The sequence below is a fragment of the Helicobacter pylori SA37A genome (assembly GCF_000476015.1).
GTDB classification, from domain to species: domain Bacteria; phylum Campylobacterota; class Campylobacteria; order Campylobacterales; family Helicobacteraceae; genus Helicobacter; species Helicobacter pylori_DB.
Genome location: NZ_CBOO010000004.1, coordinates 1 through 21696 on the forward strand (window position 1 = coordinate 1; position 21696 = coordinate 21696).

Annotated in this window: 18 protein-coding genes and 1 rRNA gene; 13 read left to right on the forward strand and 6 right to left on the reverse strand. The window is 39.2% G+C overall.

Translation table 11 applies throughout. The features are described from left to right. The first annotated feature begins 269 nt into the window (after window positions 1–269). From rrf to QT76_RS03050, 8 genes are all read left to right on the forward strand, one after another. A 5S ribosomal RNA gene (gene rrf / locus QT76_RS03020) occupies window positions 270–387 on the forward strand. Between the two features lie 546 nt (window positions 388–933). Next, a complete protein-coding gene (locus QT76_RS08370; protein WP_180463721.1) occupies window positions 934–1092 on the forward strand; it encodes a hypothetical protein in 159 nt (52 codons plus the stop codon). A 62-nt stretch (window positions 1093–1154) separates the two neighbouring features. Beyond that, window positions 1155–1547, forward strand: a complete 393-nt coding sequence (locus QT76_RS07960) for a hypothetical protein (RefSeq protein WP_229303908.1) — start codon at window positions 1155–1157, stop codon at window positions 1545–1547. Continuing rightward, entirely contained in the window at window positions 1544–1789 is a 246-nt protein-coding gene (locus tag QT76_RS03035) for a hypothetical protein (protein WP_033616540.1), read from the forward strand. The genes QT76_RS07960 and QT76_RS03035 overlap by 4 nt, the downstream gene beginning before the upstream one ends. A 513-nt stretch (window positions 1790–2302) precedes the next feature. Then, on the forward strand, window positions 2303–2494 hold the full coding sequence (locus QT76_RS07975; protein WP_080229502.1) for a hypothetical protein: 192 nt from the start codon (window positions 2303–2305) through the stop codon (window positions 2492–2494). A 135-nt stretch (window positions 2495–2629) separates the two neighbouring features. After that, on the forward strand, window positions 2630–3454 hold the full coding sequence (mscS, locus tag QT76_RS03040) for a small-conductance mechanosensitive channel MscS (RefSeq protein ID WP_000343433.1): 825 nt from the start codon (window positions 2630–2632) through the stop codon (window positions 3452–3454). Window positions 3455–3615: 161 nt separating this feature from the next. After that, window positions 3616–4149 (forward strand): hypothetical protein, encoded by a 534-nt coding sequence (locus QT76_RS03045; protein WP_033616541.1) that lies wholly within the window; start codon window positions 3616–3618, stop codon window positions 4147–4149. Further along, a complete protein-coding gene (locus QT76_RS03050) occupies window positions 4131–5024 on the forward strand; it encodes a hypothetical protein (protein ID WP_033616543.1) in 894 nt (297 codons plus the stop codon). The genes QT76_RS03045 and QT76_RS03050 overlap by 19 nt, the downstream gene beginning before the upstream one ends. 357 nt (window positions 5025–5381) lie before the next feature. On the opposite strand, the gene ftsZ is transcribed toward QT76_RS03050, so the two are convergent. The 3 genes from ftsZ to QT76_RS03065 all read right to left on the reverse strand — a co-directional run bounded on the left by ftsZ (window position 5382) and on the right by QT76_RS03065 (window position 9629). Next, window positions 5382–6539 (reverse strand): cell division protein FtsZ, encoded by a 1158-nt coding sequence (gene ftsZ / locus QT76_RS03055; protein WP_000233623.1) that lies wholly within the window; start codon window positions 6537–6539, stop codon window positions 5382–5384. 130 nt (window positions 6540–6669) lie between these two features. After that, window positions 6670–8151, reverse strand: coding sequence for a cell division protein FtsA (ftsA, locus tag QT76_RS03060; protein WP_033616544.1), 1482 nt, complete (start codon window positions 8149–8151; stop codon window positions 6670–6672). A 14-nt stretch (window positions 8152–8165) separates the two neighbouring features. Beyond that, window positions 8166–9629, reverse strand: a complete 1464-nt coding sequence (locus QT76_RS03065; protein WP_033616607.1) for a peptidylprolyl isomerase — start codon at window positions 9627–9629, stop codon at window positions 8166–8168. A gap of 129 nt (window positions 9630–9758) precedes the next feature. Here QT76_RS03065 and QT76_RS03070 point away from each other — a divergent pair, with 129 nt between their 5' ends. Further along, the gene (locus QT76_RS03070) at window positions 9759–11069 is read left to right on the forward strand and encodes an adenosylmethionine--8-amino-7-oxononanoate transaminase (protein ID WP_033616545.1); all 1311 of its coding nucleotides are present in this window, start codon (window positions 9759–9761) and stop codon (window positions 11067–11069) included. A gap of 113 nt (window positions 11070–11182) precedes the next feature. Here QT76_RS03070 and gatC read toward each other — a convergent pair whose 3' ends face one another. Genes gatC through QT76_RS03085 form a run of 3 tightly spaced genes read right to left on the reverse strand, consistent with a single transcriptional unit; the run spans window position 11183 to window position 14043 of the window. After that, window positions 11183–11464 carry an Asp-tRNA(Asn)/Glu-tRNA(Gln) amidotransferase subunit GatC gene (gene gatC / locus QT76_RS03075; protein ID WP_033616546.1) on the reverse strand — a complete coding sequence of 94 codons (282 nt, stop codon included), beginning with the start codon at window positions 11462–11464 and terminating at the stop codon, window positions 11183–11185. 14 nt (window positions 11465–11478) lie between these two features. Further along, on the reverse strand, window positions 11479–12954 hold the full coding sequence (gene gpmI, locus QT76_RS03080; protein ID WP_033616547.1) for a 2,3-bisphosphoglycerate-independent phosphoglycerate mutase: 1476 nt from the start codon (window positions 12952–12954) through the stop codon (window positions 11479–11481). Window positions 12955–12966: 12 nt separating this feature from the next. After that, window positions 12967–14043 (reverse strand): hypothetical protein, encoded by a 1077-nt coding sequence (locus QT76_RS03085; RefSeq protein ID WP_033616548.1) that lies wholly within the window; start codon window positions 14041–14043, stop codon window positions 12967–12969. A 112-nt stretch (window positions 14044–14155) separates the two neighbouring features. Here QT76_RS03085 and glyS point away from each other — a divergent pair, with 112 nt between their 5' ends. The 4 genes from glyS to QT76_RS03105 are packed head-to-tail and all read left to right on the forward strand — an operon-like array spanning window position 14156 to window position 21684. Beyond that, window positions 14156–16261 (forward strand): glycine--tRNA ligase subunit beta, encoded by a 2106-nt coding sequence (gene glyS, locus QT76_RS03090; protein ID WP_033616549.1) that lies wholly within the window; start codon window positions 14156–14158, stop codon window positions 16259–16261. Then, the gene (locus tag QT76_RS03095; RefSeq protein WP_033616608.1) at window positions 16251–17549 is read left to right on the forward strand and encodes a TolC family protein; all 1299 of its coding nucleotides are present in this window, start codon (window positions 16251–16253) and stop codon (window positions 17547–17549) included. Before glyS ends, QT76_RS03095 begins: the two co-directional genes overlap by 11 nt. Next, window positions 17546–18625: an efflux RND transporter periplasmic adaptor subunit gene (locus QT76_RS03100; RefSeq protein ID WP_033616550.1), complete on the forward strand. Its 1080-nt coding sequence runs from the start codon at window positions 17546–17548 to the stop codon at window positions 18623–18625. The genes QT76_RS03095 and QT76_RS03100 overlap by 4 nt, the downstream gene beginning before the upstream one ends. Further along, window positions 18625–21684: an efflux RND transporter permease subunit gene (locus QT76_RS03105; protein WP_033616609.1), complete on the forward strand. Its 3060-nt coding sequence runs from the start codon at window positions 18625–18627 to the stop codon at window positions 21682–21684. The genes QT76_RS03100 and QT76_RS03105 overlap by 1 nt, the downstream gene beginning before the upstream one ends. Window positions 21685–21696 lie beyond the last annotated feature (12 nt).

Sequence of the window (21696 nt, forward strand, 5' to 3'; positions counted from 1 at the left end):
ATTTAGCTGACTACTACTAATAGAGCGTTTGGCTTGTTTTTTGCTTTTTGATAAGATAACAACAATAAGCGCGAATGAGTTACCACTGCCTTACTGAGTGTAAGAGAGTTGGAGTTTTATGAAGACTTTTATCGTTGGTTTTAAATAAGGATAAGACACGCTCTGTTCTTTTTAAAATGAAAGGCTATTAACATCTTCTTTGTTAAAAACAGCCCCCTATAAAGAAAGGGGAGTTAAGGGTAAATACGATTTATCTTTAGCTCCCTTTTCCTTGTGCCTTTAGAGAAGAGGAACTACCCAGTTAACCATTCCGAACCTGGAAGTCAAGCTCTTCATCGCTGATAATACTGCTCTTTTCAAGAGTGGGAATGTAGGTCGGTGCAGGGATAGGGAAATGTTTCTTAGTCTTGCTTTTTATCTTATTTCATTATTGACTCATTGTTTTGTTTGTTTAGGGGTTTAATGTTTTATTGTTTTATTTAAAGGTTTTAGTTTGCTTATTTTGTTTAAGTTTTTTTATTGTTTTTAATGATTTGATAACACGCATTGGTATGTTTTACTTTGTTTAAGAAGCTTGTTTTTATATAGTATCGCTATTTTTTAGTTTCTTGGGTTTTTATCCCTATATAATTAGTGTAAGATAACAACTATAATAAATAAATTTGAAAGGGTAGTCAATGTCTAGTGGTTTTAAAATGTTAAAAAGTCAGAGTTAAAGAATGGCACTGAACCTGAATTAATCATTATGGGACGGCTGAAAAATTCGCTAAATTGAGAGCGAGTAACCCTAACTTAAAAAGAACAATAGCTTTCACAGAAGCAGAAAGAGCTGACTTGAGCGCTGCGGGTCTATCTAGGTTGTATGAGCATATGACGGAGGGTCAATGCGGAACTATTTCAGCATTCAGGGGAAGTTATACTAGAGAAACCAATATGAAGCGGACTAAACACCTCAAGTTTCTCTTAAGAGCGTTATACCATGAAGTGGGATTTATTACTATTCAAGGTTCTTGCCAAGAAAAAGCTAGCGATATTCCTAGTAATGAAGTTTCTTTTTTGTCTATACGCTCAAAGACCATCGCTTTGATTTAAGAGCAGAACTCATCAAATTAGGAAACAAATTCGAGCAAGACAGCATTGCGTGGTGTCCTGAAATGGTAGAAAAAGGCGGTAAGGTTTATGCTAGATTTAGTCTCATTTGCACCACACCAAACCTTGATGGGGTTGAGGCTTATGGCTTCTCTGGCAAAATACACAGGAAATGTAAATTCGGTCAGTTAATAGGAAAATCAGAGCTTGTCAGTTTTGGTAAAGATATGAACCCTAGCGCTAAATCATTCCAAAGTGCTTATTCAAAAATACACGGAAAGAAGTTCTTTTTCTACAAACCCACACAAATAGCCGAAAACACCTTACAGAGTTTAAAAGCCAAACTTGACGCTAATGAAATGATAGACAGATTGAATGGGGGCATAGTAGGGATTATGAGTTATGTGGATATGAAAAAGGCGTTCAGGTTGGATAGCGTTCTAGGAACTAACCCATGAAAAATTTCAACATTACAAGCGATAAAGTCAGTCAAAGTCTCATCAATGCTATGAAAACTTACAAAATCAAACCGACTTTAAAAACGACCTTAAGTGAAGCTATGAATAACCCTAACTTAAAGGCGTTTGATGAGCTGACTAAAAAAAGAAAAATACAGCATAACCGCTCCTTTCTAGATTGTATAAACATCTATATAACGATGAGTGCTTGTGTCTTTCAGCTAACAGAGAGTTTAAGTTGATCTTATGGCAAGATGACGGGTTTGATACCGCCGCTGATATGATTGTGGATTATTATAAGTGGGTCTGTTGGTGCTATCCTTTCTAAATACCTAATGAGCGATGCAGAGAATGTCCAAAGAAACAAGGAATGAGAAGCGGATATTAAAAAGCTATACCCAAAAATCGGTTATATTAAAGTCAATGGCGTTTATCAAGGCAGTAAAGAACCTAGCTTTCTTATCTACGCATTAGGTGCGGATTTATTGACAATTGTTAGAGAGTTAGGATATAAATACGAACAAGATAGCGTGGTGTATTCTACTAGCAACAGCTCTGAAGCGTGGTTGTATTTCACTACCCTTTAAAATCCGCATTCTTTGAGAAAAAGGAAGGGTGAAGGTTATAAGCCTTATAAAAGGGGTCAAAAAATTAAGATTGCTAACCACATCAATATTGACCAAAATTGAGAAAGCCCCAACTCCCCTAAATTCTTAAAGAATTACTCAGAGACTTTTAAACACATCATAGCTTTTATGCGAAAATCTTATAGAGCGGTATCTGTTGATAGCGTAACGATAAAATCCATTAAAGCCAAGCTAGGGAAAAACCATTGCCATATAGTGAGCGGTAGCTACCAAGTAGGGGGTGTGCGTGAAGTAATCTCTAGGTTCAACACTAAAAAACCCTTTTTTATTAGACAGCGTGCTAAAAGCCAATCCCTTTGACACTGGCATTGGATTGGGCGTTTGAGTTGTGGATAATAAGGTTAGTCCTAAACATGCTAACATGTCAAAATTAGCTACATAAGGATAAGTTATCTTGTCTCTGTTAGCGATTTTGTGATTTGCAAGGAAAGATTTATGGATGAAATTAAAACGCTGTTAGTGGATTTTTTCCCGCAGGCAAAGCATTTTGGGATAATCTTAATCAAGGCTATTGTTGTCTTTTGTATAGGTTTTTATTTTTCGTTTTTCTTACGGAACAAAACCATGAAACTCTTATCCAAAAAAGATGAGATTTTAGCGAATTTTGTCGCACAGGTTACTTTTATCTTAATCCTTATCATTACTACAATCATCGCGCTCAGCACGCTAGGCGTCCAAACCACTTCTATTATCACTGTTTTAGGAACGGTGGGGATTGCGGTGGCGTTGGCTTTAAAAGATTACCTTTCAAGCATTGCTGGAGGGATAATCCTTATTATTTTACACCCGTTCAAAAAAGGAGACATCATTGAAATCTCTGGCCTAGAGGGCAAAGTAGAAGCGCTTAATTTTTTTAACACTTCTTTACGCTTGCATGACGGGCGCTTGGCGGTTTTACCCAATAGAAGTGTCGCTAATTCTAATATTATCAATAGCAATAACACTGCGTGTCGGCGCATTGAATGGGTCTGTGGGGTAGGGTATGGGAGCGATATTGAACTGGTGCATAAGACTATAAAAGATGTTATTGACTCAATGGAAAAAATTGATAAAAACATGCCCACTTTCATTGGAATCACGGATTTTGGACAAAGTTCGCTGAATTTCACTATTAGGGTTTGGGCAAAGATTGAAGATGGGATCTTTAATGTGAGGAGCGAACTCATTGAACGCATCAAAAACGCCTTGGACGCTAATCGTATTGAAATCCCTTTCAACAAGCTAGATATTTCTATCAACAAACAAGACTCTTCTAAGTGATTGGCGTGAGACGCGTTGGTTATGATGGTTGATTTTAAAGGATAACCCATGTCAAGCGACTTCAAAAACCTTTTCATCGGTGAGGATAATTCTAAACGCACCAAGTTAGCTTAATAGCGAAAAAAACCCTATCCATTCTAACTCGTTATCATCTCTCATTGATGCCCGCCTTTAAGGAATACAAGGAAGCTAAAAGCCAACTACCTCTCTTTAAAATCTCTGTCAACTCTAACCAACCCCTATCAGCCCAACTAAAAGAGTATGATAAGAAAAAGTCAGTGTTAAGAGCCGTTTTAAACACAAGGTCAAAAAGAGACAATAATCTGGTGCATTATGATGATTTGACTATGGCTCAAAAAATGAATACCACCGCTTTATCTATGAGCCGATTATGCGATCGGATGCTAAACTGCCCAGTAGCAGTTATCTCTGGTTATAGAACTTATAACGATAAAGCCATTATTGCGGATTATGGATTAAAAGAAGCCACCAAGATTTTAGAACTGAATGAGACAACAGAGGGCGAGAAAAAAGAGGAAGTTGAAGCCCTTTTAAAACCCTTTATGCTCACTAACACTGATAACGAAAAAAGAACCAAGTGGTTGAGAAAAAAGCTAGACCTATACAAGGGCTACATAGGATACAAAATTGTTAAAGGTTATACAGAGAAGCAGGTATGCCACAAGCTAACATAGAAACTAGCTTTATTTGTTTTGAACTCAAACCATTCCATAATAAAAATCAGTTCAAAGACATCATAGTGAATTTGGGTAGGGAGTTCAACCAAGACAGCATTATTATCAACAGCCCTAAAGATAAGCGTGGGGCTGTATTCACTTTAATATGCACTACCCCTTACCCCTACTTGATGCTTGATGGGGAAAAAACAAGACTTGGAGAACCCTTTGCTGAATTAAAAGACCCTAAATTTAGGAACTCTATCGCTGATGAAGCCTTACCTAATGGTCAGTCAAACCCTGATTTTTTGATTGATTTCACGGAGTTTATGCGTAGCGTTGCTAAACACAGCTACAGCGAAACTAAAAAAGATAAAATCAAAAGAGATGATAAATCTAAATCCGCTAGGTTTGGGTTCTCTACCTATGAAAGTATAGCAAGAACTTATAAGGCAACCGAACAAAAAGACATTACCGCTAACAGTGTTCTTGCTAAATTAAAAGCCAATTTGATAGAGAACGGACAGAGAAAAATAAGAGGAACTAGGGGTGGTTGGGAAAATTGGAGCAAGTGGGTTCCTGGATACTCCTACGACTTGAACGCTTCCTTTACTATGGATAGCGTTCTAGATAACACATACAAACCCAAACCCCTTAAAGCTAATCAATTTGATACTAACGCTGGGTATTGTTCCATTAACGAACAAGACCTACTCAATCAGTTCATCAATGTGAGCGCGAAATTATCCCACGACACCTTATTAGCGATAAGACAAGTAGAAAACATAGACCTAGTTTATGCTTTGATTAAAGACACCACTTATAACAGCTTGAATAAGCGCTATGATTTTATCTTTGAGATTGATAAAGCGGTGAGGATTTCAATCATCTAGTCATTGAAGTCCCTCAAATCCGTCCTTAAGAATGCAGAACTCAATCAAGTTAAAAATGCATTGACCTCACAAATTCATAACGGAGCGTATAGTTTCAGGGGTGGTGAGTGTGAAAAACAAAGCCCTTGATTTTTGCCAAATGGGTTTCTAGCGTTTCATTAACCAAGGGGTGCTTTGGGATATTCCCCTTTAAGCACTTTAAAACCTCTCTAAACGCTCTAAAAATCAGCATAACGAAAAATCAAAGTTTTAAAATCAAAGCTTCTTAATTTTATTCTAAAAAAATAAATGGGAGCAAACCCAACAAACCGCTTTATTATGACCCTATAAAAATAGGGGGGAAAGCGAGATCTGCAATTAATCTTGCTGGATTCTTATGGCTGTGGGTGTGGATAGTTCTTCTTCAGTGGGGATTCTTAAAAAATCGCTATTACCCACTTTTCTTGTTTGTTTCACCACAGGCTGAGAAGGCGTAGCGATAGATTCCAAACCCGCTCCACCGCTGTTTCTTTCAGCACCGGTTGCAATGATAGTAACGCGCACATGATCAATGGGGATACTCTCGCTCGTGTGTTGGCCAAACTTAACATCAACATCTTGATTGGCTCGTTCTTGAATAGATATGCAAGCTTGAGAATAAGCATACATAGGATAATCAGGGTGGTGCTCAAAAAAGACAATAATGCTCTTAGCCCCATCAATAGAAGCGTCATCAAGAAGAGGCGATTGGATCGCATTTTCCACTGCTAATTTAGCGGATTCTTCGCCAGTGGCCTCACCAATACCCATTAACGCAAAGCCTTTAAAACCAAGAGCGCTTTTTAAATCAGAAAAATCAACATTAATATCACCGGGCTTAGTGATGATCGTAGAAATACCGCTCACAGCCCTAACCAAGACATCATCAACTTCTTTATAGCATTCTTTGGTGCTGGCGTTTTTTTTCATGGTCAAAAGAATTTTATCATTAGGGATAACCAAAATAGAATCGCTAGATTGCTCCAATTCCTTTAACCCCTCTTCGGCTTTCTTGCTTTTTTGAGATCCTTCGTATTTGAAAGGCTTAGTAACGATAGCAATCGTGAGCGCTCCCACTTCTTTTGCGATTTTAACGATAGTAGGGGTGGCTCCAGTCCCAGTCCCTCCTCCAAGCCCTGTAGAGACAATGACTAATTTGGCGTCCTTAATCGCTTCTCTAATTTCATTAGCGCTTTCTTCAGCGGCTTTCCTACCAATATCAGGAACCCCTCCAGCGCCTAAACCTCCAGTGGATTCTTTGCCTAAAAGGATTTTAACCGGAGCGGGATTGTTTTTGAGGTGTTGGCCATCAGTGTTCGTTGCAATAGGGGTAACATCTTGATGCACGCCGTATTCAACCAAGTGTTTAATCATGTTAGACCCCCCACCTCCAACACCGATGACGACAATCTTAGCCCCTTTATAAGCTGGATCGCTTACTTCTTCAATGCTCGCTTGACCGATATTATAATTTTCCATCTCTGATTGATGAACCATAGCCACATTCCCCTTGAGATACGATTTTTGCAAATCTTAAACTTTGATAAATAGCTAGAGGATTATACCATGTTTTCTGGCTTTTGATAACTATCAAGGCGTTTTTATCGCATAAAGAAATGGCTGTATCTTAAAAGATTTTAGAAATCTTATCAAGGAAACTTTTAAAAAAACCTTTTTGTTCGGTGGGTTTTATAGGTAAAAAATCATCGTTTTTAGCGGTGTTTAAAGGAGTGTTAGGGGCTTTTAAATCGCTCAAATTCCTTTCTGTGGGCGATGAATGGATATGGGGGGTAGGGCTTGATTGATGGGCTGTTCTTGTGTAATCATCGCTTTCATGGTAGCGGATAACCCCTTTAGAGTCTCTTTCATAATTGGTATGCCCCCCTGCTTTGTATAAAATCAAGCCAACCACGACTGAAAAGCGAGGATCTTTCAAATCTTCAAACATGCCCATGATATTGTATTTTTCCACAGGGGCCGCCAAACGCACCGGGTAATTAGTGAAATGGGTTCTGGCTAATTCCTTGATCCCTTTCATTAAAGCCATGCCACCGGTTAACACAACGCCCCCGCCCAAATGCTCTTCTAATCCGCTATCTTGAATGCTCCTGTGGATGATTTTAAAAGTTTCTAAAGCCCTTTCCCTCATGATAGTTTGGATTTCACTAAGTGGCACAATATGGCTTTCATTGCCATCCGAGCCGGTGGTAGGGATTTGGACACTTTGAGAGGGCGTTTCTGTGCCGCTTTCAAAAGAAAGATCCCCGTATTTGATCTTAACTTCTTCAGCGTAAGGGAATGGGGTATTGAGCATGTGCGATAAATCCGTAGTCAAATGGTGAGAGCCTACGGGTAAGTATTTGTTATAGCGTATGGAATTGCCACTATAAATCGTAAGGTTGCATGTCTCTCCGCCCATATCCACGCAAGCCACGCCCAATTCCCTTTCATCATTAGACAAGGTGGCAATCGAGGCTGCATAAGAATTGATCACGATGTTTTCAATCTCCACCCCGGATTGGATCATGATTTTTTCTAAATTTTCAATGTTATTTTTTTCTGTATAGACAATGTGGATAAAGACTTCTAAGCGAGTCCCACTCATTCCTAAGGGGTCATTCACTTCCTGTTTGTCTAAAGTGAAGCGATAAGGGAGGGCATGCAAAATGTGTTTGTCGTTATCCAAGCCTGCTTTAGCGCATGCGTTATTGATAGCGCGATTGATTTCATCTATAGTAACCACATTGTCTTTAGTGCTGGCTACACCGGTAACATCTCTAATGCTTTCGGTATAAGCCCCAGAAAAAGAAACGATCGCCTTAGTTTTGGGGTGATACGATTCTCTAAAGGAGGAAATGGGGTTGTTTCTGTCTTCATCAGCGTTCAAACCTGCCATTTTTTTAGCGCTATTAATCACTTCCTTAATGGCGTTAGAAGCGTGAGCAAGGCTATTGATACGCCCTCTTTTAATGGCTTTTGAATTGATTTCTTTAGAGTCTTGATGAGCGGTGCCAATGATGCGTAAAATCCCGTCTTTAAATTCAGCCACTATCGCGCAAATCTTTCTAGAGCCTATATCAACCCCTATAACGATTTCTTTATGTTCCATGATTTCCCCTTGCATTATTGAATGTATTTGACTATCTTATAGCGTTTTTTCAATTCTTCTATCAACGCTTTATCAAAAAAATCCGTTTTAGTGTTATTGACTAAACGCTGCATGTATTGGCTTTCTTCTGCGCTAAAGGGGTGGTTGAAATCTTGCTCTGTGATTTGATAAAGCACCACTTTATTACCTATGGTTACAAACCCCTTTTTTTCCTGGCGGTTAAAAAGAGTGTTGATAAACTTAGCGCTTTCTTCTTGGTTAAGTTCGCTAATAGTACCTCCAAAATTAGGGCTTACATAGCCCACGCTTTTCCCTTTAAAATCCTTAAGCTTTTCTTTAGCTAAAGCTTGCAACGCCATAAGGGTTTTTTCTTGAATTAAACGGGTTTTAAGAGCGCTTTTGGCTTCATCAAAATTTTGCAATTCGTCTTTAATTTGAGAGATGAGCTGCACCACAATAAAACCATCTTTAAAAGGCTCTGGTTTTAGGATTTCAAGGGGCTTGAGAGCGACGAGTTTTTGCGTGATTTCAGCAGTATAGGGGGAGTTGTTTTCTTCAAAATCTTGTGTGGTGTAGTTTTGCGCGTTCGCTTTTTTTAGAGCGACATAACTCCTTAAGGCTTTTTCATTCGCTTTTTGCATGCTTAAATCATGCTTGACTTGCTCTTGAACGCTTTTAAAATCCTGCAATTTCCCCTCTTTGTCCAAATAAGACACCTTGTTTTTATGGTAGTATTCCTCCAACTCTTTCAAATCAGTTTTTTCTAAACTAGCGTCAAAATACAAAGAGCGTGTTTTAAAGCTTGTGGGCTTTTTAAAATCCTTTTTATGAGACTCGTAATATTTTTTCATCTCTTCTTCATTAAGAGAGATTTTAACATCACTAGGGTTTAGGATAAGAATGTCTAATTTGTCTTGCAATTTTGCCCAAAGCGATAAACTAGACTGCTCCAAAGGGGTAGTGGTTTTGGGGAAGAGAGCGCTGATTTTTTGAAGGATTAAAAGCCTTTCAACGCTTTCTTCAAAATGCTTGGGGCGGTAATGGCTTTGTTTTAAGATATTTTTATACAATTCTTCATCAAAAATCCCATCTTTTTGAAAAACGCTTGTTTTTCTGATCTCTTTAGCCACTTCTTGCCTGGTAGCGCCAAGCCCTAAATCTAAAGCGAGATTTCTCAATAGGGCTTGATTGATGAGTGAATCTAGAGCGCTTTTTTCTAAATGCATGGCTTTGATTTGATCTTCGGTGAGTTCTTTAAAATCAGGGATAGACTCAGCATAAGCGTCTTTAAGGCGGCGGTATTCTTGGGCTAATTCTTCTTGAGAAATCTTAATCTGTCCCACTTTGGCAGCGCTATCGCTATCTAAAGAAAAGCTGTATTGCCCCCAACCTATCATTCCGGCGGCAATAAAAGCGATCGTGCTTATCCATATCGTAACCACTAAATACTTTCTATGATTTTGCATCCATTCAATCATAAGAACTCTAATCCCTTTTAAAAAATCAAAAATGTGAAATTCAGGTTTAAACAACCTTATAGTAAAATCAAATAACCTTATTTTAACCAAAGGTTATTAAAATTATCCTTATTATAGAGAGTTTTTAACATGAATTTTCAAGAAAATCTGGCCGCTTTGGATTTAGAATACCTTTGGCACCCTTGCTCGCAAATGCAAGAGCATCAAAATTTCCCCATTATCCCCATTAAAAAGGCTCAAGGGATTTACCTCTATGATTTTAACGATAACGCCTACATGGATTTGATCAGCTCATGGTGGGTGAATCTTTTTGGGCATAATAACGCCTACATCAGCCAGCGGCTCAAAAATCAAATTGATAATTTAGAGCATGTCCTTTTGGCCTCTTTTAGCCATAAGCCCATCATCACGCTCTCTCAAAGGCTCTGCCAGCTCACTCATATGGACAAATGCTTTTATGCGGATAACGGCTCATCTTGCATTGAAATCGCTTTGAAAATGAGCTATCACGCCCATTTTTTAAAAAACCAAACGCGCCCTAAAAAGCTTTTTTTATCGCTTTCTAATTCCTATCATGGCGAGACTTTGGGAGCGTTAAGCGTGGGCGATGTGAAACTTTATAAAGACACTTACACCCCACTATTACTCAAAAATCTCACCACACCCGTGCCTAAAAACGACAATGAAATAGAAAATAGTTTGAACGCTTTAAAGCGTTTGTTGGATAAACATGGTGGAGAAATTTGCGCCTTCATTGCAGAGCCTCTTTTGCAATGTGCAGGGAATATGCATATTTATAGCACGAAATATTTAAAACAAGCCGTTTTATTATGCAAGCAAAAAAACATCCACATTATTTTTGATGAAATCGCCACCGGGTTTGGACGCACAGGGAGCATGTTTGCTTATGAACAATGCGGGATCGAGCCTGATTTTTTATGCTTGTCTAAAGGGATTAGTGGGGGGTATTTGCCTTTAAGCGCGTTATTAACGCATAATGAAATCTATAACCAATTTTACGCCCCCTATGAAGAAAATAAAGCGTTTTTGCATTCGCACAGCTACACAGGAAACGCCCTAGCATGTGCATGCGCGAACGCTACGCTGGATATTTTTGAAAAAGAAAATGTTATTGAAAAGAACAAGGCTTTAAGCGAGTTGATTTTTAATACGCTCCAAAACGCGTTAAAACCCTTGATAGAGCAACAAGTGGTGTCTGATTTAAGGCATTTGGGCATGGTCTTTGCCTTTGAAGCCTTTATTCAAACCAAAGAGCGTTTGAGTTTGGCGGTTTTTAAAAAAGCTCTAAAGAAAGGCCTGTTACTGCGCCCTTTAAACAACACCATTTACCTCATGCCCCCTTATATTATCACGCATGAAGAAATCACAAAGGCGATTGCGGGGTTAGTGGAAGTGATTGATGAGTTAAAAAAAGGCTGAAAGCCCTTTTAAAATAGTAAAAAACTTAATTTCAGTCAAGCGATAGCTTTTTTCTGCCTATTTGATTTCAAAAATCAAGCTTTTCACTTGATATTAAGCCTATTCAATCAAACCTATTCAATAATCTTGGGCACAACGAAGTAATGATCCTGGCTGTGTTTGTTGTGGCTTAAAATCTCTTTGGCGATGTGGGGTTGGCTTTTGGGTTCGTCTTCTCTTAAAGGGGTGCATAGCTCTGTCTCTGTTTTTAGCGTGCTAGTTTCTAAAGCGAAGATGTTTTCCACAAAGCCTAAAACCTCCGCTAAATGGCCTTTAACACTCTCTTTACGCTCGTCTTTAATCTCTAACATGCTCAATTTTTCCAAGCGTTGCAATAATGCGTCATCAATTTGCATTCTTTTCCTTTAGTTTAAAATAGGGGTTCGTCCATCGTTGCTGGGGCTTTAAGGCCCATGAGTTTTAACACGCTGCTAGCGATATTGTTTAAGGCTCCGTTTTTAATGGATTTGACTCCATTCCCCAAAACAAAGCAATACACGCTCCCGGCAGTGTGGTTGGTTAAGGGGTTTTGGTTTTCATCTTTCATGCGTTCGCAATTCCCATGATCGCTGGTTAAAAGCATGGCGTAATTTAATTCTTTAGCCAGTGAAAGGATTTCCCCTAAACATGCATCCACTGCTTCTACCGCTTTAATACTCGCTTCAAAATTCCCTGTATGCCCCACCATATCGCCATTAGCAAAATTCACAATGATCAAATCCGTGCCTAGTTTCATTTGCTCTAACACCGCAAGGGTTACTTCTTTAGCGCTCATTTCAGGCTTTAAATCATAAGTGGTAACTTTTGGGCTTTGGATAAGCACCCGGTTTTCATTTTTAAAAGGCGTTTCCACTCCGCCATTGATGAAAAAGGTTACATGCGCGTATTTTTCAGTTTCAGCGATATGGCTTTGGGTCAGGTTGTGTTGAGACACCACTTCAGCGAGCGTGTTTTGAACGCTTTCTTTGGGGAATAAAATAGGGTAGGGGAAAGTGTTGTCATAAGGCGTCATGGTAGCGATATGGAGTTTTTTAAAAGCTTGGCGTTTAAAGCCATTGAATTCCTTTTGGCCTAAAGCACTCACGATTTCTCTAGCCCTATCGTTCCTGAAATTGATAAAAATAAAGCTTTCATCATCTTGCATGCCAGAATAATTTTTAAAACAAATGGGCATGATAAATTCATCGGTAATATTTTTATCATACTGGCTTTGGATATACTCGCTAGGGCTTAAAGGCGTGTGATTAAGCCCCATTAAGCTATGATACGCAAGCTCAATCCTTTCAAAGCGCTTATCCCTATCCATCGCATAAAAACGACCGCTTATGGTAGCGATTTGAATGTTTTCATTGCAGATATTTTGCATTTGTTTTAAATAAGTTAAAGCGCTTTTAGGAGCCACATCGCGCCCATCGGTGATTAAATGCAGCCAGACTTTTTTATGGGATTTTTCACACTCTAAAGCCAGAGCGATAAAATGCTCAATGTGTGAATGCACGCCCCCATCGCTCATCAAACCCATAAGATGCACCACAGGGCTTTTTTGGATCGTGTTTAAAAAAGCGGGGTTGTTTTTTAACCCATCGTTTTGAAGGCTTAAAGAAATTTTGACTAAATCTTGATAAAGCACCCTACCAGCCCCAATGCACATATGCCCCACTTCAGAATTCCCCATTTGCCCTTCAGGTAAGCCCACGCTCAAGCCATGCGTATCAATCAGGCTATAAGGCAAGGTTTTAAACATCAAATCATAAGTGGGTTTTTTGGCATGGAAGAAAGCGTTATGATCGCTATCTTTACGATACCCAATGCCATCAGTGATAATCAAAAGAGTTTTTTGCGCCATTCTTAGGACTTTTTAAAGCTCTTGCATGAGAGTGATGTGGTTGGCTAAAATCGCATTCCTTTGCCCTGGAGAGCAATTTTTGCACACTTCTTGTTTTTTGGAATTTTTGGAAGCGGTTTTAGTGTGGCTTTTAATATTATTTATATTATTTTTAGAGGAGCGTTTTGGACTCGCTTTAGCCGGTTTTTTTGGGCTTTTTTTAGTAGGTGTGAAATCAGTGCTGTTGATTTGAGCCAAATACATGGGTTTATCTTTTGCTTTTTCTGGCTTGTTGGCTGTTTGCTCGCTAGTTGCCTCTTTCATTTCTTGGGATTTTTGCGTTTGAGTTTCCTCTATTTGAGTTTCTTTGGTCTCTGTTTTAGCTAAAGTTTGGGGCATGGCGTTGCCGATAGGGTCTAAATCTAGGTTGCTATTAGCGCTTTTTTGCAATTCTTGGTCATTACTAGACTGCGAATCAAAGATTTTAGATTCTTTCAAACGCCTGATCCTGTCTTGTATCTCTTCATAATATTTTTCAGCATCAGCGTTAGATTTTTCGTTTTTTTCCCAACGACTGCCCTTGTTGTAAGATTTAATCATGTCTTTTAGATTGTCATGGTAGCGTGTTTTCCAATAGAGCAACTCTTTTAAAGCCACTTCAGAAGCAAACGCATCGTCTTTAATGAGCAATTCCCCCATCACATTACGCAAAAAGGGGCTATCGTTATGCCCATAGCTTTTTAGAACGCTTGGGATATAAGAATGATACACGCCCGCGCTCGGATCCGAAAAATTGATTTTATAAACCCCTGCGCATGATTCTTTCCATGCAATGCCTGCCATTTCATAGCCTAAATTTTCTTTAGAGCCGAATTGATAAGCGGATTTTAAGACTTCTTTTTGCTTAGCGTTAAAGTCTTTAAGATTATCGCAATTGGTCATCATGACTTTAGTAACGGGCGATTTGGGTTTGTTTTTAACCCCCTTAGCGGGCTTAGGCTCTGTTTTAGTGGGGCTTTCTGCTGCGGCCAAACTTAAAGATGCACTTAAGGCTGCACCTAGCCATAAGGCTTTAAAAAGGGTGTGAGTGAGTGGGGTTAAATGTTTCAAAACGCCTACCTTTTGTATTTAAAAAATAAACTAAACTAAAAATAAATTCAAGTATAATTCTAACATGATTTAGTCTTAAAAGTGATTTTGTTTTTTAGGGAGAATTGAGATTTTGCATTCAGATGAATTGTTAGTAGAGATTTTAGTTGAAGAATTGCCCGCGCAAGCGTTATTGAATGAATATAAAGAAATGCCTAAAAAACTCCACGCTCTTTTTCAAAAACGCGCTTTAGAAGTGGGAACTATAGAAGTTTTTTACACCCCTAGGCGCTTGTGTTTGTTTATTAAAGACTTTCCTCTTTTAACCCAAGAAACCAAAGAGGAATTTTTTGGGCCTCCGGTTAAAATCGCATGCAATCATCAAGATAAAACGCAAGGGTTGAACGCGTTAGGTTTAGGGTTTTATCAAAAATTAGGACTAAAGGATCCCAAGCATTTCCAAACAGCATTTAAAAACAATAAAGAAGTGCTTTATCACGCTAAAATCCACGCCAAACAGCCTACAAAAGATTTAGTCATGCCTATTGTGTTAGAGTTTTTAGAGGGTTTGAATTTCGGGAAGTCTATGCGTTGGGGCAATGTGGAAAAAAGCTTTATCAGACCCATTCATAATATTTGCGTGTTGTTTAATGGGGAAAATTTTAACGATATTGAAGTCAAAGAGTATGGTTTTAAAACCAAGCAAGCCACGAAAGCGCACCGACAAGAGGGTTTTGATTTTATCCAGGTGGATAGCCCCAAAGCGTATTTTGAAGTTTTAGAGAAAAACCATGTCATTTTGGACCCTAAAAAGCGCGAAGCTAAAATCTTACAAGAAATTAAAGAGCTAGAAACAAAGCATCACATTAGCGTAGAAATAGATAGGGATTTATTAGATGAGATTGTAGCGATCACGGAATACCCCAGCGTGCTTTTAGGTGAGTTTGACAAGGCGTTTTTAAAATTACCCAGTGAAATTATCATTACTTCCATGAAAGAAAACCAGCGCTATTTTGCAACCTTTTGTCAAAAAAGCCAAGAAGAAAGCCCAACATTGCACAACGGCTTTATTGTGGTGAGTAACGCTATCAATAAAGACAAGCAAAAAATCATTTTAGGCAATCAAAAGGTTTTAAAAGCCCGCTTGAGCGATGCGGTTTTCTTTTATGAAAACGATCTCAAAAAGCCTTTAGATAACGCTCCTTTAGAGAGCGTGGTTTTTGTGCAAGGTTTAGGGACTTTAAAGGATAAAATGGAGCGAGAATTAATCATTGCCCAATACTTGACGCAAAAATATCTTTCATCTTTAAACATGCCTTTAGAAAAAGCCCTTGAGTTGGTTAAAAGAGCCGTTCAAATCGCTAAGGCGGATTTACTCAGTGAAGTGGTGTATGAATTTAGCGAGCTTCAAGGGATCATGGGCTATTACTACGCTTTGAAACAAAACGAAAACGAGTTAGTCGCCTTGAGTGTGAAAGAGCAGTATTTGCCCGCAAGCGAAAACGCTCCCTTGCCCTCTAGCGTTTTTAGTTCAATCGTGGCTTTGAGCTTGAAATTAGACAGCCTGTTTTCTCTTTTTAGCGTGGGTAAAATCCCTAGCGGTTCTAAAGATCCTTTTGCTTTAAGGCGCTTGAGTTTTGGGCTATTGAAAATCATCGCGCATTACGGGTTAGAATTTGATTTAAAAGCGGATTTGAAAAACCTCTTTGAAAAAGTGGGCGTTTATCAACGCTTTGATTTGGAGGTTTTAGAGAAGTTTTTATTAGAGCGCTTTCATAATTTAATAGATTGTAACCTCTCTATTATAAGGAGCGTGTTAAACACCAATGAGCGAGATATTGTTAAAATCATTCAAAAAGTCAAAGCCTTAAAACGCTTTTTAGACGATCCCAAGAACGCTCAAAAAAAAGAGTTGCTTTTTAGCACTTTCAAACGCCTAGCCAATATCAATAAAGACAGAAACCCTAACGAGTCAAGCGAGTTTTCTACGAGTCTTTTCAAAGAATCGCAAGAGCATGCCCTTTTTGAAGCGTTCAATGCGATTAAAATGAGCGCTTTTGAGAGTTTGGACAGCAAAATAGAGGCTTATTTTGGTTTGCATGCGCCTTTAGAAGAATATTTTAAAAGCGTGCTAGTCATGGATAAAGACATAGAAATCCAAAAAAATCGTAAAAATTTCTTATGGGGCGTGTATCAAAGTTTCTTAGAAATTGGGGATATTAAAGAAATTGCGATTTAATGCTATCAAACGCAAAGTCCAGCGTTTTTTGGGGGTAACTTTTTTAATGAGCATGTTTAGTGCGGGCATGCTTAGCGCGAAAATCTTTACCCTACAAGAGTTTTTTAAAGAAGTAGAAATTAATTCAATGGAGTTGATCGGCAAAAAAGCCGATTTTAAAAGCCGTTTGAATGAGCAACGCTCCGTGAACGCTTGGGATTTCCCCTATATTTATAATGAAACTTCTATGGTGAAAAACTTCCAAGGCATTGTAGAAGCGCAGCCCAGAACCCTTTTAATGGTAAGGCCCAAGCTCCCATGGGTGAGTTCGCTTTTATCCAAAAGCCTTTCTATCAAAACCATTCAATACGATAAAAGCTATCAATTGAATAAAAATCTCGCTTTTATTGGCGCTAAACGCTTGTATTTGACTTATGTGATGACTAAAGAAAAGTATCAGGTGTATGCGCAACGGGAAGCGAACTTTTATTCGCAGCTCAAAATCGCTAAAGAAAAAGTCAAAGCCGGTAGCATGAGTGAAAAGGATTATATCAACTTTAATAATTCTTATTTGGAATCCAAACTCGCTAAAACCAATGTGGAAACCAAACTCATAGATTTAGAAAAAATGCTAGACACGATGCTTGCGATTGTGGAGCCAGTCAAAGAGGGGGCGCATTTTGACACTTATTTAGACCATTTGCATGATGTCAAGGTGATCGGTTTGGATTTTGAATACGTGCGCTTAGAACCTGAAGCTTTAAAGTTCAAATTGGATCGCTCGTTGTATGTGGATATTTTAGATTTGACGGCTAAAGATTATCAGGTGAATGCGAAATTGGCTAATAGAGACGTGTTTAATGCATTTGAATTTGGGATTGGCTCTGAAAGCTATAACTCTTCCACTAACCTTTCTATAGAAGTGCATATCCCTTTACCGGTAACGCCTAAAAATATCTATCAAAAGCGTAAATTCTTGGATTTGCAAAGCGGGACGCTCGCGCAAAATGAAGTGATGAAACGAAACATACGAATCAACGCCAACTCCTATTTAAACCAGCTCAAAACCAAAGAAGCATACATTGAAACCCAAAAAGAAGCCATTGCCAATAAGAAGCGTTTGATGGAAATGGGGCGCATCGCTTATGAAGCCCAAAAAATCGGGCTTTTTGAATACTTGATTTATCAAAATTCTTACATGGACGCTCTCATCACTCTAGCGGAAGCCAAGATTGAATACATTGATATTAGCGCGCTTTTAGAAGAGACTTTAGGGGAGAGCTTGACCAGATTAGGAGAATTGCATTGAAGCGGGCGTTATTATGGCTTATGTTAATGGGCGTTTTTTCAATGGGTGTTTCTTTAAAAGCTAAAGAGTATCCAGAAATTGTTTTAGAAGAAAAAAACTTGCAACCCATGGGGTTAAAGGTGATTAAATTAGATAAAGAAATCTTTAGTAAAGGGCTTCCTTTTAACGCTTATATTGATTTTGATAGTAAAAGTTCTGTGGTGCAGAGTTTGAGTTTTGATGCGTCTGTGGTCGCTGTTTATAAAAGAGAGGGCGAGCAGGTGAAGGCTGGAGATGCGATCTGTGAAGTGAGCTCTATTGATTTGAGCAATTTGTATTTTGAATTGCAAAACAACCAAAATAAATTAAAAATCGCTAAAGATATTACTAAAAAAGATTTAGAGCTTTATAGGGCCGGTGTCATTCCTAAAAGGGAGTATCAAACGAGCTTTCTAGCCAGTGAAGAAATAGGCTTAAAAGTCAATCAACTAGAATCCACTTTCAAAAGCTTTGGCGTGGATCCCAAAAACCCTAAAGGGCAGTATGGTTTTAGGATTGTGGCTAGAGATGGCGGTCTTTTAGCGTTAGCGCCTAAAAATGTGGGCGAGAAGATTTTGGCTTTCACTAGCTATGTGCGTATTTCAAAAAGCGATGATTTGATCGCTCAAATCAAATTGCCTGTAGGCGTTTCTAAAACCATTAAAAGGGATTCGCCGGTTTATAATGAAGAGGGGGAAAAAATCGGGAAGATCCAAAGCGTTTCGGTGGTTTTAGACAAAGGCTCTAACACGATTTTAGCCACCGCTTTATTAGATGAGGGCAATTACCATGTGGGGGAAATGGTAGAAATGTATATTCAAGGCTCTCAACCCAAAGACTCCGTTTTAATCCCTTCAAACGCTTTGATTAGAAATGGGAAGGATTACTTAGTGTTTGTGAGAACGCCTAAAGGTTTTAAGCCTGTGGCGGTTCAAGTTTTAGAAGAGCGCAGCAAGATTTTTATCGTGAACGCTCAAAATTTACACCCCAATGACAGCGTGGCAGTGGGGTCATTGATAGGGTTAAAAGGCATGATCAACAATTTAGGGGAGGAATGATGCTCGCTTCTATCATTGAATTTTCCTTACGCCAAAGAGTGATCGTGATTGTTGGCGCGATTCTTATTTTGTTTTTTGGGACTTATAGTTTTATCCACACTCCAGTGGACGCTTTCCCGGATATTTCACCCACTCAAGTTAAAATCATTTTAAAACTCCCCGGCTCTAGCCCTGAAGAAATGGAAAATAACATCGTGCGCCCTTTAGAACTAGAGCTTTTAGGCTTAAAGGGGCAAAAATCTTTAAGGAGCGTTTCAAAATATTCTATTTCAGACATCACGATAGATTTTGATGACAGCGTGGATATTTATTTAGCGAGAAACATTGTTAATGAGCGCTTGAGCAGCGTGATGAAAGATTTACCCGTTGGGGTTGAAGGGGGCATGGCGCCCATTGTTACGCCACTATCAGATATTTTTATGTTCACCATTGATGGCAATATCACCGAGATAGAAAAACGACAGCTTTTAGACTTTGTGATCCGCCCGCAATTAAGAATGATTAGCGGCGTGGCAGATGTCAATTCCATTGGAGGCTTTAGCAGAGCGTTTGTGATCGTGCCGGATTTTAACGACATGGCGAGGCTTGGGGTGAGTATTTCTGATTTAGAATCGGCCGTGAGAGTGAATTTAAGAAACAGCGGAGCGGGGCGCGTGGATAGAGATGGCGAGACTTTTTTAGTCAAAATCCAAACCGCTTCTTTGAGTTTAGAAGACATTGGCAAAATCACCGTTTCCACGAATTTAGGGCATTTGCACATTAAGGATTTTGCGAAAGTCATCAGCCAGTCTCGCACCCGATTAGGTTTTGTTACTAAAGATGGCGTGGGTGAGACCACAGAGGGCTTGGTGCTTTCTTTAAAAGACGCTAACACCAAAGAAATCATCACCCAAGTGTATCAAAAATTAGAGGAATTAAAACCCCTTTTACCGAATGGTGTTTCCATTAATGTTTTTTACGATCGCTCTGAATTCACGCAAAAAGCCATTGCCACCGTTTCTAAAACGCTCATTGAAGCCATTGTTTTAATCATCATCACGCTCTTTTTATTTTTAGGGAATTTGAGGGCGAGCGTGGCTGTGGGGGTGATTTTACCCTTAAGCTTGTCCGTGGCGTTCATTTTTATCAAGCTCAATAATTTGACTTTAAACTTGATGAGTTTGGGGGGGTTGGTTATCGCCATAGGCATGCTCATTGACTCAGCCGTGGTGGTGGTGGAAAACGCTTTTGAAAAATTAAGCGCTAACACTAAAACCACTAAACTCCATGTGATTTATCGCTCTTGTAAAGAAATCGCTGTTTCAGTGGTGAGCGGGGTGGTGATCATCATTGTGTTTTTTGTGCCGATTTTGACCTTGCAGGGGTTAGAGGGCAAGATGTTTAGGCCTTTAGCGCAAAGCATTGTGTATGCGCTTTTAGGCACTTTAGTTTTATCTATCACTATCATTCCTGTAGTGAGCTCTCTTGTCTTAAAAGCCACGCCCCATAGCGAAACCTTTTTAACGAGGTTTTTAAACAGAATCTATGCTCCTTTATTGGAATTTTTTGTGCATAACCCTAAAAAAGTGATTTTAGGAGCGTTTGTTTTTTTAGTGGCGAGCCTTTCTTTATTCCCTTTTGTGGGGAAGAATTTCATGCCCGCTTTAGATGAGGGCGATGTGGTTTTGAGCGTAGAAACCACCCCCTCTATTTCTTTGGATCAATCTAGAGATCTCATGTTAAACATTGAAAGCGCGATTAAAAAGCATGTCAAGGAAGTAAAAACGATTGTCGCGCGCACAGGGAGCGATGAATTGGGGCTGGATTTGGGGGGTTTGAATCAAACCGATACCTTTATTTCTTTCATCCCTAAAAAAGAATGGAGCGTTAAAACTAAAGATGAATTATTAGAAAAAATCATAGATTCTTTAAAAGACTTTAAGGGGATTAACTTTTCTTTCACCCAACCCATTGAAATGAGGATTTCTGAAATGCTTACAGGGGTTAGGGGGGATTTAGCGGTTAAGATTTTTGGAGATGATATTAGCGCCTTAAACGAGTTGAGTTTTCAAATCGCGCAAGCTCTAAAAGGGATTAAAGGATCTAGTGAAGTTTTAACCACGCTTAATGAGGGCGTGAATTATTTGTATGTAACCCCCAATAAAGAATCGATGGCGGATGTGGGGATCACTAGCGATGAATTTTCCAAGTTTTTAAAATCCGCTTTAGAGGGCTTGGTTGTAGATGTGATCCCTACAGGGATTTCACGAACCCCAGTGATGATCCGCCAAGAGAGCGATTTTGCAAGCTCTATCACTAAAATCAAAAGTTTAGCCTTGACTTCAAAATATGGCGTTTTAGTGCCTATCACTTCTATCGCTAAGATTGAAGAAGTGGATGGCCCTGTTTCTATCGTGCGCGAAGATTCAAGGCGCATGAGCGTGGTTCGCAGTAATGTGGTGGGGCGCGATTTAAATTCTTTTGTAGAAGAGGCTAAAAAAGTGATCGCTCAAAACATCAAACTCCCTTCTAGCTACTATATCACTTATGGGGGGCAGTTTGAAAACCAGCAACGGGCTAATAAAAGGCTCTCCACCGTTATCCCTTTAAGCATCTTAGCGATTTTTTTCATTCTTTTTTTCACTTTTAAAAGCATTCCTTTAGCCTTGCTCATTCTTTTGAATATCCCTTTTGCGGTTACCGGAGGCCTTATTGCGTTGTTTGCGGTCGGGGAGTATATTTCAGTGCCAGCGAGCGTGGGCTTTATCGCTCTTTTTGGGATTGCGGTTTTAAATGGCGTGGTGATGATAGGCTATTTTAAAGAGCTTCTTTTACAAGGGAAAAGCGTGGAAGAATGCGTTTTATTGGGCGCTAAAAGGCGTTTGAGGCCGGTTTTAATGACCGCTTGCATTGCCGGTTTGGGTTTGATACCTTTATTATTTTCTCATAGCGTGGGATCAGAAGTCCAAAAACCTTTAGCGATCGTGGTGCTTGGAGGCTTAGTCACTTCAAGCGCTCTAACCTTACTCTTACTGCCGCCCATGTTCATGCTCATCGCTAAAAAGATTAAAATCGTTTGAGTTAAAGGATTT